We start from the raw sequence: 13,452 nt of genomic DNA on the forward strand, positions 1-13,452 counted from the left end.
TTAGCGATACGTTTCTAACGAGATAGTTTTGTTTAGTTCAAGACGAAGCTACGCGTCAATAGCTAGCCTATTGCAAGTAGCTTCAACAAAGAAATAGACAAAAATAGCCGTTAGAAACCGATTTATTATCCCGAGCTCAGGTTTTCTAGATGCAGCCAGTGGTTTTTAGTACACTGGCGCTTATCATTTATTTGCATAGATAGTCGCAGCTCTAAGCGCCAAAATTCTTAACTTCATGCCATCGCAACCACAAGCTTCAACTCAATCTTCACCCCTCAATTCAGCTCAATTGGTCGCTGATCAATCTAGCCATGCACAGCATAGTGCGAAATCACCGGCTATGCCGATCAGCGAAATTTTCCCGCAGTTAAAAGCAGCCATTAGTGAACATCGCCAGTTTGTTATTGAAGCGCCAACCGGTGCAGGCAAGTCAACTGCGCTGCCCGCTGAAATGCTTAAATGGCAAGAGATTAGTGGCAAGATATTGATGCTAGAGCCAAGGCGAGTGGCCGCGCGAAATGTGGCGCACTTTGTTGCAGCAAGTTTGGGTGAGCCCATCGGGCAAACTGTCGGTTATCGAGTTCGCGGTGAAACTAAAGTCAGCTCGCAAACTCGCCTTGAAGTCGTTACCGAGGGCGTATTGACTCGAATGATCCAGCAAGACCCAGAGCTAACGGGTATCGATGTGGTGATGTTCGATGAAATCCATGAGCGTCATTTAACCACAGACATGGGGTTAGCACTGGCTCTTGCGGTGCAACAAGACTGGCGTGAAGATATCAAGATTATTGCGATGTCTGCGACGTTATCAGGCCTTCCTCTAGATAAGTTGATGCCAGATGCCGTGAGCTTGCAAAGTCAGGGGCGAAGTTTTGAGGTTGAGTTAGCTTACAAGGCCGCGCCAACTCAGTCGCCATGGTTAAATCACATGGCCAAGGTGATAGCTGATATTGCCAGAGGTGAGTCTGGCTATGCTGAGCAATATACTCAAGGCTCGATATTGGCATTTTTGCCCGGCAAAGGTGAAATTATTCGTCTTAGTGAACTGCTCTCGCACCTGCCTGAAGATTACCTTATTTGCCCGCTTTATGGAGAGTTAAGCGCTAAACAGCAACAAATGGCAGTGAATCGCGCCCCTGAAGGTAAGCGAAAGATTGTGCTGGCGACCAACGTGGCTGAGTCGAGTTTGACCATAGATGGCATAACAATTGTCGTTGATAGCGGTTATCAGCGCGAGGCGAGCTTTAACCCAAATAATGGTGTTACTCGCTTAAGTTTAAAACGCATTAGTCAGGCTTCGGCAATTCAACGCAGTGGCCGTGCAGGCAGGCTACAAGCTGGGCTAGCAGTAAGGCTTTGGGGGGCGGAGCAGCAAGGGCGTTTAGCCGCGACTACCGCAGCGGAAATTACTCAATCTGAGTTAACCCAACAAGCGCTTGATTGTGCTTATTGGGGAGAGGCGCAACTACAAGATTTACAGCTATTGTCGATGCCACCAAAAGTGAATGAGCAACTCGCATGGCAAACACTTCAGCAGCTGCAGCTGGTGGATAGTCATCATAAAATTACCGCCTTGGGGCGCAGCGCCTATGAATTAGGCGTGCATCCTCGCCTGGCTTTTATGCTGCTAAAAGCCAAACAAATTGCTGCAGATAACCCACAGTTGTTGCAACTAGCGTGTGCGCTAGCTGCGATTGTTGAAGCGCGTGGATTACCGAAAAAAGGCGTTGATATCGCTAAATATTTGCCGTTAACCGAGCAAGGGCAAGTGTGCCAGCAAGTGCAAAGTTGGCTAAATAGACTGCAAGATAAAGGTCAGGGTAAGCAAACAGCGCCTCGACAACCAGTAAATAGCTGGGCCAGTGATGCTGATATTAGTTTGCTGCTAGCCCTTGCTTACCCAGATAGAATCGCTAAGGCGAGAGGCCAGGGGCGGTTTTTACTCAGTCATGGCTGCGGCGTGAGCCTTGATGAAACCGAAGCATTAGCCAATGAAGACTATTTAGTTGTGGCCGATTTTGGTGAACACGCTAATCAGCAAAATGGTCGCGTTTACTTAGCCAGTCGATTACCCAAGTCACTATTTGATGGTGAGCTTGCTTATCTTGTGACTGAGCAAAGCCTAGGTGAATGGAATGCTGCGAAAGGGCGTTTTATTGCCGAAAAGCAAACCTGCATCGGCAAGGTAGTGTTAGCGCGCGAGTCGATTAATAAAATCGATCAAGCGATAGTGATTAACGCATTATTAGCTGAAATTAGGCGCCAAGGATTTGAGATATTCGACCATGTCCAAAAGCTCAAACAGTTGCAGTTAAGGGTGGCGTTGGCGAGACAGTTTGAAGGTGAGCTCTGGCCTGAGGTTAGTGAGCAGCAATTATTAGCTAGCCTAGAAGATTGGCTTGCTCCGTATCTCAATGAGGTTAAAACACTTGAGCAGCTTAAAAAGCTTGATGTGGCTAGCTTGCTACTGAATCAGCTAGATTGGAATTTGCAGCAACAGCTTGCTGAAAAAGTGCCAAGCCATTGGCCCATGTTAACCGGGACGCGCGCGCCAATTGAATATCAAGTGGATGATGCTAATCAACAAACAGCAGCAGGTGTACGTGCTTTGCTAAAAGTGCGATTACAAGAAGCGCTAGGTATGGCACAAAGCCCAAGTTTATTTAATGGTAAGTTTGTGATTACTATGTCGCTGTTGTCGCCGGCGCAAAGGCCTATTGCGGTTACTGCTGATCTTGCTAGTTTTTGGCAAGGGCCTTATGAGCATGTAAAAAAAGAGATGAAGGGTAAATACCCTAAGCATTTGTGGCCTGATGATCCTGCGAATACTCAGCCAACAAAATTTACTAAAAAGCGCACACCAGGCGCATAAGCGCCTAACAATATATTTTTGAGAAATACCTTTTATGGCAAAAGCGAAAACCACCGCAAAATCACCGCGTAAGAGTGCGGGCAAAACAACTAACAAAGCGGGGAAACGTGCTAAGAAAACTAATAAAAAAGCCTCTTCGTCTTGGGGGAGAAAGATCTGGTCATTGACCTGGAAGCTGACGTTAATTGCGTTTGCTGCTGTGACCTTCTACGCCATCTATTTAGACCAAATTATTGCTCGTAAATTTGAAGGACAAAAGTGGCATTTACCGGCACAGGTATTTAGCCGCTCTATGGCGCTATATCCAGGAGCTGCAGTCAATCACCCGCAATTGATGGCAGAGCTCAAAATGCTTGGTTACCGCAAGGTGGCAAATCCAAGACAAGTTGGTGAGTTTTCAGCATCGAAAACCCGTATTGAACTATGGCGACGAGCATTTTTGCATCCTGAAGGTAATCAAGCTGAGCAACGGGTGATGATTAGCTTTGATGAGCAAGGCATTGACTCGGTTAAACGCATGTCAGATAAACGCGAGCTTGCGGTGTTCCATCTCGAGCCCGTACTGCTCGATAGAATGATTGCCACAGGTGATGAAGACCGCTTATTTGTATCGACCATTAACATGCCGCAAACCATTATTGATGCGCTCATTTTGATTGAAGATCGAAGCTTCTTTGAACATCACGGCGTCAATCCGACAGCGATCGCTCGTGCGGCCATGGTTAATATTAGTGCTGGGCGTACAGTGCAGGGAGGTTCAACCCTAACTCAGCAGCTGGCGAAGAACTTTTTCCTATCTAGTCAGCGTAGTTTAGTTCGCAAAGCCCGAGAAGCCTTGATGGCGCTGATCATTGACTTTAGATATAGCAAGGATGAAATCCTCGAAGCTTATCTTAATGAAGTTTACATGGGGCAGGATAAAGCGCGCGGCGTACACGGTATGGGGCTAGCATCGCAGTTCTATTTTGGTAGGCCTATTGCCGAGTTAACAGTGGATCAGCAAGCATTTTTGGTTGCTGTGATTAAAGGGCCGTCTTACTACAACCCTTGGCGTTACCCAGAGCGTGCTAGAGAGCGCCGTGATCTGGTGCTGAGAATTCTGATGGAGAACGACAAGTTAACTGTCGCCCAGTACAAAGCGGCTGCAGGCTCACCGCTAGGCCTGCGCAGTGCTAAGCGCTCGGTTCATAAAAAACTGCCAGCCTTCTTTGCCATGGTTAAACAAGAGCTTAATGAGCGATTTGGCGAGTCATTGCTTAAACGCTCAGGAATTAAGGTTTACACCACGTTAGACCCAATGGCGCAAGAGGCGGCTGAAAAAGCTGTGGTAAGTACCCTTGCTGAGCTAGATAAGCGCACTAAGGATGTGCAAGTGGGTATGGTGGTTACCGATAAATATACCGGTGGTGTTGCCGCTATGGTGGGTGACAAGCAGCCAAGTTTTGATGGCTTTAACCGCGCTGCGCATATTCGCAGGCCGATAGGCTCACTGGTTAAGCCTTTTGTTTATGCCTCAGCGTTGGCTGAGCCGCAGCAATATACGCTTGCCAGTTTGGTAGATGATAAACCTATAACGCTCAAAAACGGTCAAGGACAAACTTGGTCACCAAAGAATGTCACTAAAGAGTTTAGTGGTCAGGTGCCCTTACTGACAGCGTTTAAAGACTCAATGAACGTACCTACAGTGAACGTGGGTATTGGTGTCGGCGTTGATGCGGTAGCGACTACGTTAATCAAGGCTGGCTGGTCTGAAGAAGTACCTACGTACCCATCAATGCTACTTGGTGCGGTGAATGGATCACCTTTGATGGTGGCGCAGGTCTATCAAACTGTGGCCGATGGTGGACGTTTCCGTAGACTGATTTCAGTTACGTCTGTGCTAGATGAAAACAATACGCCGTTAAAAGCTAAGCGCCCACGCAGCGAGCTTGCTATCGCGCCAGCAACCGATCATCTAGTGCAGTATGCTATGCATCAGGTTGTACGAAGTGGCACGGCTAAGCGCCTGGGTCGCGCTTTCCCAAATACGCGCCTGGCGGGTAAAACAGGTACCAGCAATGACAGTCGAGACTCCTGGTTTGCTGGCTTTGATGAGCGCAATGTCGCGGCAATTTGGGTTGGTCAGGACGACAACAGCAAGACGGGGCTTTATGGCAGTAGCGGTGCAATGGCTGTGTATCAGGCGTTTTTGAAAAATCGTCCACCGCTGAGTTTACGCTTGTCGCCGCCAAGCGGCATTGTGAATGGCTACTTTGAGGTTGCAACGGGGCAGGCTAAGCAAGCTGATTGTGGTGAAGTCGTCATGCTGCCTGCGATTGCAGAGAGCTATCAACCCGCAGCTAACTGTGGTGAGCCTTTATCTTGGTGGCAAAAATTACTTGGGCAAGATTAATTTGTCCTAGAATGATTTTAGGTTAGTTTTACCGTGGTTTTGGCGGTAAAACTAACCAAGGAAAAGATTCAATTCTATTGGTCGCTATTATATTCTACACTTTATATATTCACGAATAATTAACGGCTTAGGGGCTTTATGTTCGAGCACTTCAAACGTGTCTCAATACAAAAGCGTTCCCATATAGGATATCAGCGCTTTAAGCATTATCAGATCTATCAGGTCATGCTTCCCTATTCTAATTTTGTGCTGTCAGCCGTAAGTATTTATTTGCTGTTTCTGGTCTTTGATTACCAACATTTAGAAGATGACTTCTCAACCGCGGTCTTCATCCGTACAACCCTTTCCGCCCTATGTTTTGCCATGATGCTGTGGTTTAAACGTCATAAGCCCAAGTTGCTCAACTTTGCTGAATTTACGCTTATTTTAGTTGTGTACTGGTCGATTTTATATATTGGGCAACTGGCGATAGATGTTGGCGATTTTAACTATCAACTTGGTGGCACCTTAGTATTGGTGTACGTTGGCGCACTGAGTCGTTTGCCGTTTCACTATAGTTTTTGTGCACTTACGGCTATGTTGATCATTTACCTGGTAATGATAGCGCCAGAAAGAATCGCCCATGATTTTGACGGAGAGGTCGACCGTATCTCAATTATGGTAGGACTGTTTTTTATTGCCACTATCTCTAGTTTGCGCCGCGATTTTGAAACCTGGAAAGCCTATGAGCAATATCGGCAGATCCGCAGTCAGCGTCTAAGATTACAAGCCAGTCAAAAATCTCTTGCCGAGCAAACGATTACCGACCCATTAACCGGCCTTAAAAACCGTTTGTATTTTTCACAACATGCGTTTGATGCTGAGCGTTACGCTTGTCGTCACGGGTTAACCTATGCAGCTTTGATGATAGATATTGATAATTTTAAGCAGATTAATGACTTATACGGCCATCAAGTGGGAGATAAGGTAATTTCTCAGGTAGGTGATGTCATTCAAAGTTATTGCGGCAACTTAACCGACATGAACATTCGCTATGGCGGTGAAGAGTTTTTGGTGGTGTTTTTACGTATAGACAAAGACACGCTGGAGCAGATAGCTGCTGATATTTTACGCTCCGTTGTTGAGCTTCCCTGGCGAGACACTGGGCTTGATGTCACTGTGTCTATCGGCGCCGCATTTGCCAACGCAAAACAAACGCCACTTAAAAAGCTGGTTAACTTGGCCGATATGGCGCTCTATCGCGCCAAAAATGAAGGTAAGAACTGTCTGCGCTACTAGAGCAGTCTTGGAGCTAGGTGTTTGTTACTCTTTTTTCGCTTTAGCAAGTTGAGTTTTTAATTCGCTAATCTCACTAAGCATTTGAGTTTGGTTTTGTTCCATCTTTTGCTGATTTTGCTCCATACGCTCTAGTGCTCGTTCAATCTCTGATTTTATTTCTTCTTGGTGTGCCTGCTGCCGCTCTGCGTCATCAGGTGCAACGAATACCGATGCCATATAACCTGATATTACCCCGAAGAAGCTTACTCCACTGACAATCACAACGCCGCCGATAACATGCCCTGCAGTGGTAACAGGATAAAAATCACCATAACCGACGGTAGAGATGGTGACCAATGCCCACCAGATAGCTTGTTCTGCTGTGGTGATATTGGCATCTGGTGCGCCAGACTCCACCAGTAAAATCAGAATCGATGAGAAAGCTAGAATTAACACCATTGCCAATAAGAGGCTGGCGAGAGTGGTTTGTTTGCGTTGTTTTAGCAGCGGTAAAATCAGCGAGCGGCTAGCTCGAAGCAGGCGAATAACCCTTAAGATCTGGAAGATACGGGCAAACCTAAGTTGTTCAATGGCCGGAATACTGGCGACAAAATCAATCCAATGGGTTTTGACATAGTATTTTTTGTCGCGAGCGTTGACCAAGCCTACAAAAAAGCGGATTAAGAAGATGATACAAATTGATGAGTCGATAGCTAACAGTAAGCGATAGGTTTCGCGGTCAAGATTTGAGAACGTCATTGCGAGCACCACGACCACCGACACTAACGACAGCACCATCATGGCTAGCTCAATCGGGCTGGGCGTAGTTTCTCTTATGCGGGCTGACCATTTTTGTGAATCAATCATAGCAATCCATTTATGATTTATTGAAAACTCATTGCTTTATACCAAATGGTATTAGTACGCAGAGTAGCATAACAAAAACGCACAGTGCTAAGGACTGTGCGTTTTAAGTCAACCGATTAAGCTTATTTAGTTTCAACAAACTCGACGAGATCATCGATGACCCGCTTTTTGATTTCCAACTGGTCCTCGGGTGTTAGATCGTACTTTTGCGCTAGCAAGACATAATCATCAGGACTAAGTGAGACGGTTAAGCGTGGACGCTTAGGGCGTTTTGAAATCGATAAGCCAAGTATGGTGCGGATTTGATCAGACGGGCTTAAGCCTTCGTCTAGTGCCGATTTGCGAATGGTGTACTGGAATTTTTCATCCAGATCAAAAGCCACTTGCGTTGCTTTGGCGGCTTTTTGGTTTTTGAGCCAGGCTTCAGGTAAGGTTTTTGATTTCGTCATTACTCTTGCTCCTGCCTAGCTTCCTGGCCAGTAGTCGCGAACATCGCTTAATGGACGGTATAGCGTCAGCATGACCTCTGTTTCGCCACCTTCATATACCTCAACATCAATAGCATGAGTATCGTCGCCATTGACCAGGTTGTAGCTTTCAAAGGCGTCACCACGTTTGCCATTTTCATCTTGCGGCGGCTTAAGGTTGCGATAGTCCTCGCGGTGGAAGTAACCAAACTGGGCAAACTCTTGCTGATGGTAGCTTTGGGCTAACCAACGGCCAAATAAGTCATCAAGCTCAGCTGATAACTCATTAGTATGCAAAGTGGCATTGCCTGGCTCTTCGAACAGTTGCGCAAACTCATCGAGGTCGAATAGTTGTTCAACATCTGCACGGGTGATTTTGATTGAAAAGCTTAAATAAGGGTCGTCGTCTTGAACATAAGCCATGAAAATAGCGCTGCCCTCGGCACCTCTTAGTAAAAACTCGCACTGCTGGCTGCGCTGATACTCGTAGGTGTGGATGGCTTCCACTTTCAGTTGTTGACCCCTTAATTGCGACGGCAATGCAAAGCTATCATCAAGGGTGACCATGTCACCCTTGAGTAGCTCATTGGGATTGCTGAGCGTGCGCTCGGGAGCTTGTTTTTTGCCAAATAGGCCGCTAAGAAATCCCATTGCTAATTACCCTTTTTTCGCTTTTATGCGGTCAAGTACAGCGCTTGCATTAGACTTCTGCTCGCCAATGCCAGCTTCAGCTAGTTTAGCTTGCAGAGACTTGTCGCTGTTCTCGTCATCTAAGGTTTCAGCCGCTTTTAGGCGGTCATCAAACTGTTGCTGACGTGCCTTGATACGTTCAAGTGAGTCTTTAGCATTAAGCAGCTTAGAGTTGCTTGAGGCAAAGGAGTCAGTGATAGTCGCTGTCGCTTTTTGCACGCTTTCAGTGGTCTTAACCATGCTTAGCTGGCGTTGGTAATCAGACAGCTGACGCTCAGTTTTCTTCACCAGAGTTTTTAGGCGCTCAGCATGAGCCGTGTAGCTTTGGTTAGCGCTTTGTTGCTCAGAAAGCTCTTGGTCTAACTGAGCAATTTTCTCAGCGACTTCAAGTGCGAGTGCCTCGTTACCTTTTTCTAAAGCCTGAGTTGCGTAACCTTCGTGTTCAGCAATTGCACGTTGCAGACGCTCAACTTCACGGCTGGCTTGCATTTCTTTAGCCATCACGTCAGTTAGTTCACGCTTAGCTTTGGTTAAGTGTTTTTCAGCGTCACGAATTTCTTGTTCGAAAATACGTGTTGAGTTGGCATCGACAATACTTTGACCTACTTCTGTCGCACCACCACGAAACGCGGTTAAAATTTTATTTAAGATACCCATGATTGGCTCCTTATTTTAAATAGTCGGCTAGCTCGTCGATGACTTCGAGACAGTTGTCAGACAGTACAGCTAATTCTTGTTCAACTTCTTCCATGCTTGAATGAACAGACAAAGCACCGTAAACCACATATTTATCGTCAATTTTTGCAAATGATGATAATGGCATTGGAATGTTAAGTTCTAACATGGTTTCAAACATTTCTGCACGGCGCTCTGGGTTAACTTCATCTTCGCCCCAAAGGTAGCTAATGCACAAAATTTGATTGTCAGTAACCGAAACAAACACCGGAATTTCTTCACGGCCGATAATGTTGGCTTGCAATACTTCTACGTCACCGTCAATCGGGTAGCAGTCGAATTGAAAGCCGGTTTTACTTTGGTCGCATAAGCCATTTAGATGGTTTGCAATTGTATGGATGTTCATAATTGTCCTCATTGACATAATATGTCTGCGATTAAAGATAGCACCACGACATAATATGTCAAGCGCCTTTTTTCACCATTAAAAAAGATTCATCAGCTCCTGCTCTGACCATGCTCCTTGGTGGTAGCGATAGAGCTGTAACGAACCAATCTCATTTACCTTAATTTGCGGCAAATCATCATAGAAATGAAGCGGAAATTCGAATGATGCTTGCATTAATCCTAGGGTAATCCAATCCATCTCAACTGGCAGCGCGTCAAGTTTGTTAATACGGCTCTTCATTGGTGCGCCTTTGAGTGTGCCGCTAGTCCAGCCCCACTCGCCAAAGCTAGGCACATTGTGATGATACTGGCTGATGTTAAATCCGCTAGCGTTGAGGGTTTTTCCTATTGCCATAAATGCTTCTGGTGCATGGTAAGGCGAGGTCGACTGCACTGTGACCACACCATCGGCGCTAAGCAGCTCGGCAACCTTGCGGTAGAACATATCTGAATACAGCTTGTTAAGGTCTGGGTGACTTGGGTCAGGTAAGTCGATGATGATGGCATCAAATTTTTGATTATCACCTATGAGTTTATCAACGCCATTAAAGGCATCATCGTAAATGAGATTAACTCTAGAATCGTTAAGGGCGTCATCATTCAACGCCAGCATGGCGCGACTTAATCGCTTAGGCATATCAGCTGGTGGTTGCTTAAATAGCGCAACTAGCTTTTCATCTAAGTCCATTAAAGTTACCGACTTAGGCTGCCACTTTAAAACCTGTTTAAGCCCTAAACCGTCACCGCCGCCGATAATCAGAACGTTGTCGGTTCTGGCGCTTGCAGCGAGCGTTGGGTGGACTAAAAAATCGTGGTAGATGTGCTCATCAATGCTAGAGAATTGCAGGCGACCGTTGATATAAAGATTATAAACTGGCGGTTTACCACTGCCTCGTAAACGCTCGGTAAAGGTCAGTTGTTGGAATCTGGTCGACTCGGTATACACCACATTATCTTTATACAGTAGGTTGTTGAACCCTTGCTCCCACTGCGGGCCTTTATAAGCCAACACGCCGAGAATAGCGCAGGCAATGATATGGCCGACAAACAGTAATTTCACATAACGGATTTGCTGCCAGAAGCGCCAGATAAATGCCAGACCTGCAATCAAGTTTACGCTTGCTGTCATTGCTGCAGCCAATTGGATATCAATGGCCAGCATAAAGCCTACCCAAATCGCCGCGCCAACACCGGCGCCAATATAGTCAGCGCCGTAAATGGTGCCGGCGTTGTGGAGCAAGTGCGCTTCACTTAATGATTGACGAACGCGGGCGATAAGTGGGATTTCCATGCCTATCATTAAACCCAGCAATACTCCCCAGGCGTATGGGATGTAATGGCTAAGGACTTGAAAGGTGTGGATTACGCCGCCATCAGGTAATTGGTCGGGTGGCAGGTTAAGCTGTGATGCTATGGCAACAGGCATCACGTGGCCAAAGCCAATAATTGCAGCGGTAATGATGATTGCTAAGCCGCCGCATAGAGCGATGGCAAGCTCAAGTGTTGCAAAGCCGGTAAAGGCACATCGGATTTTACGCGCAGCAAATGCGCCAATACCCATAGATACGATCATTAGGCCAATCATGGTATAGATTGCGGCCTCTAGCGCACCTAAAATACGGCCAGCGTAATTAGACAGTAAGTATTCGTAGATAAGGCCGCATCCCGCTAGCGCGGCCATAATGCCTAGCAATAAAACATCGTCAAACCAGCTAACGCGTTTTTGTAGGGCAGGGTCAACAATTGCGCCCTCCCCATTGTCATCGGCTAGTGGGGAGGGTGAAGCTTGGGTCATACAAGTTAAGCCATTAGTGCGGTAAGAATAAGAGCAACAGCGATACTGATCGCCATTTCTACAGCTGCAGTGCCTATGTTGTGCTGTTTTTCCACTTCATCAGCGATATCAATACCAACCAGTACCAGCTTTTTCACGATAGCGATAATGGTAGAAAGCAGCACTAGCATAATGATTGAGAAGATTAACCAACCACCAATATTGTGCAGATATGCCGTTGGCTCATAGTAGATAAAGTGACTTGCAGCATTAAAGCTTAGCGCCATGGCAATCATGTAACCACTGTGGCGAATCGCCAGTGCAGTTTGCCCTTGCATCAAGGCTTGTTGCATGGATGCGCCTTGATTACGTTTAGCGTATTGGTTTTCACGATAGCGAGTTAATAGCACCATCATCAGCTGTGAGATAATAAAGGCGGCAAATATCGCTACAAAGGTATCGAGAGTAAGGTCTTCTGCCCATAACAGTACCGCGCGGATAATGATTGCAGTAGCAACTGCTGCAGCGGCATCAACTAAAGCCACAGACACATTACCCTTTAAAATTTGCTCATTCTTAGCAAACTCATTTAAGGCGATTTTGTCGTGAAGATAACGACCAAGCTTAATTAGAATCAGTCCAAATAAACCATAGGCTGTCATGCCAATGGCTTCAACAGTGTAAGATGTGGCGGCTTCACCGGTAATTGCCCCAGTTAGCACAATACCTAGGGCTGCGACTGCACCTGCTGTGCTAATACCAAAAGCAAAGTTGTCGCGCTCAGATAGCTCTTCACGGCTGCTAACTTTGGCACTCCAGCCCTGCAGAAAGCGCATGAGGGTTAGCAGTACAATGGCGATAGCGAGATCGATGCCAAGAATAATGACCAAGTCTGTGGTGATGCCATATTGTTGAAAAAAGTTCATGACGTTTCCTTACCTATTTGCCTCTGCGTGTACCACGAGAGGTACGGGTAGATGAATTGCGAAAACTACTGCTATTACTTTTCGCATAATTTGAGCGGAACTTACTGCTGCTGGCGCTAGCACTCTTGGTGCTCGGGCTGCTGGTTGACTGGCGTGACAAGCTCGTCGAGCCAGTGCGGTTTTTCGCATATGGGCTTGAGAAGCGTTTGCCCTGGCTGTCAAAGCGCTTTTTGGTGCTATCAAATACTCTGTCTTGCGCTCTTGCTTGTTTTGGCGAAGTGTAGCGATAACGTCCTACATCGTTGTAATAACTGTAGCCTCGGCGGTTTGACCAAGAATCGTAATAAATTGGCCGATTGAAAACATTGGAGAACATGGCGTACATGCCATACCACTCCCAAAACGAGATACCGCTAGAGTTGGTTTGCCAGCTGCCATAGGCTGGGTTGCCGACTAACTGACTACCCGCACCAAAGTCTTCACTGCCATTAGCAACGATCTCGGCCTCTCGGCTCATGGCATTAACTCTGGCGAGTGTGCCGTTAGACATATCGGCAATCACATTGACCGGGTCTGACAGCATGTCGTTAAACAATGCCATATCAGCCGCTTGATAAAGGTTTTGCGCCTCTTCTAGCTGCTGGTCAAGATCAATAAAGTTTGCACTGCTGCTTAGCTCAGTCACACGTCTTGCAAGGGAGCTATACATAGGCCCTGAGCTGGTGGCATCTTTAGCAAGCTCGTTGATTAGCGGCGCCATGTCAGGCTGCTTAGCTGCTAGCACTTGTGCATATTGAGTGAGTAGGTTGGCGTTACGTACTTCGCCCTGGTTTAAAGCGGATTCGAGCTGAGAAAGGCGCTGCTGTGCCAGTTGTTGGTACTTGGCGATTTGCTCTGGCCGGTCGTCGCCACACGCTGACAGTAACAACACCATGGTGATGGTTACCAGATAGCGGGATATCGCCGAAATTTTGCCAAACATGATTTCTCCAGTTGGTATATATTTCATAATTCAAACACACACAGGGTATAGTACCTGAGGTTTATGAATTTCATCTTATTGCGATGAATATCAATCTGATGTA

Annotated in this window: 11 protein-coding genes; 3 read left to right on the forward strand and 8 right to left on the reverse strand. The window is 46.5% G+C overall.

Annotated features, from left to right (window positions below; all coding sequences use genetic code 11):
* Positions 1-340: 340 nt before the first annotated feature.
* The 3 genes from hrpB to G3R49_RS03005 all read left to right on the forward strand — a co-directional run bounded on the left by hrpB (position 341) and on the right by G3R49_RS03005 (position 6,542).
* Positions 341-2,872, forward strand: coding sequence for an ATP-dependent helicase HrpB (gene hrpB, locus G3R49_RS02995; RefSeq protein ID WP_167868897.1), 2,532 nt, complete (start codon positions 341-343; stop codon positions 2,870-2,872).
* Positions 2,873-2,906: 34 nt separating this feature from the next.
* Positions 2,907-5,264, forward strand: coding sequence for a penicillin-binding protein 1B (gene mrcB / locus G3R49_RS03000; protein ID WP_167868598.1), 2,358 nt, complete (start codon positions 2,907-2,909; stop codon positions 5,262-5,264).
* Positions 5,265-5,402: 138 nt separating this feature from the next.
* Entirely contained in the window at positions 5,403-6,542 is a 1,140-nt protein-coding gene (locus G3R49_RS03005) for a GGDEF domain-containing protein (protein WP_167868599.1), read from the forward strand.
* Between the two features lie 24 nt (positions 6,543-6,566).
* Here the strand turns inward: G3R49_RS03005 and G3R49_RS03010 are convergent, their stop codons facing one another.
* The 8 genes from G3R49_RS03010 to G3R49_RS03045 form a co-directional block, all read right to left on the reverse strand.
* Positions 6,567-7,388, reverse strand: coding sequence for an ion transporter (locus G3R49_RS03010; protein ID WP_167868600.1), 822 nt, complete (start codon positions 7,386-7,388; stop codon positions 6,567-6,569).
* A 122-nt stretch (positions 7,389-7,510) separates the two neighbouring features.
* Positions 7,511-7,837 carry a hypothetical protein gene (locus tag G3R49_RS03015; RefSeq protein ID WP_130598388.1) on the reverse strand — a complete coding sequence of 109 codons (327 nt, stop codon included), beginning with the start codon at positions 7,835-7,837 and terminating at the stop codon, positions 7,511-7,513.
* A gap of 15 nt (positions 7,838-7,852) precedes the next feature.
* Positions 7,853-8,506, reverse strand: a complete 654-nt coding sequence (locus G3R49_RS03020) for a hypothetical protein (RefSeq protein WP_167868601.1) — start codon at positions 8,504-8,506, stop codon at positions 7,853-7,855.
* Positions 8,507-8,512: 6 nt separating this feature from the next.
* On the reverse strand, positions 8,513-9,202 hold the full coding sequence (locus G3R49_RS03025) for a PspA/IM30 family protein (RefSeq protein ID WP_130598384.1): 690 nt from the start codon (positions 9,200-9,202) through the stop codon (positions 8,513-8,515).
* A 10-nt stretch (positions 9,203-9,212) separates the two neighbouring features.
* Positions 9,213-9,626 carry a YjfI family protein gene (locus G3R49_RS03030; RefSeq protein WP_130598383.1) on the reverse strand — a complete coding sequence of 138 codons (414 nt, stop codon included), beginning with the start codon at positions 9,624-9,626 and terminating at the stop codon, positions 9,213-9,215.
* Between the two features lie 78 nt (positions 9,627-9,704).
* A complete protein-coding gene (locus tag G3R49_RS03035) occupies positions 9,705-11,462 on the reverse strand; it encodes a polyamine aminopropyltransferase (protein ID WP_167868602.1) in 1,758 nt (585 codons plus the stop codon).
* Between the two features lie 5 nt (positions 11,463-11,467).
* The gene (locus G3R49_RS03040) at positions 11,468-12,367 is read right to left on the reverse strand and encodes a DUF350 domain-containing protein (RefSeq protein ID WP_167868603.1); all 900 of its coding nucleotides are present in this window, start codon (positions 12,365-12,367) and stop codon (positions 11,468-11,470) included.
* Positions 12,368-12,380: 13 nt separating this feature from the next.
* Positions 12,381-13,349: a hypothetical protein gene (locus tag G3R49_RS03045; protein ID WP_130598377.1), complete on the reverse strand. Its 969-nt coding sequence runs from the start codon at positions 13,347-13,349 to the stop codon at positions 12,381-12,383.
* Positions 13,350-13,452: the final 103 nt, after the last annotated feature.

This window comes from Shewanella sp. WXL01, assembly GCF_012263345.1.
Taxonomy (GTDB): domain Bacteria; phylum Pseudomonadota; class Gammaproteobacteria; order Enterobacterales; family Shewanellaceae; genus Shewanella; species Shewanella maritima.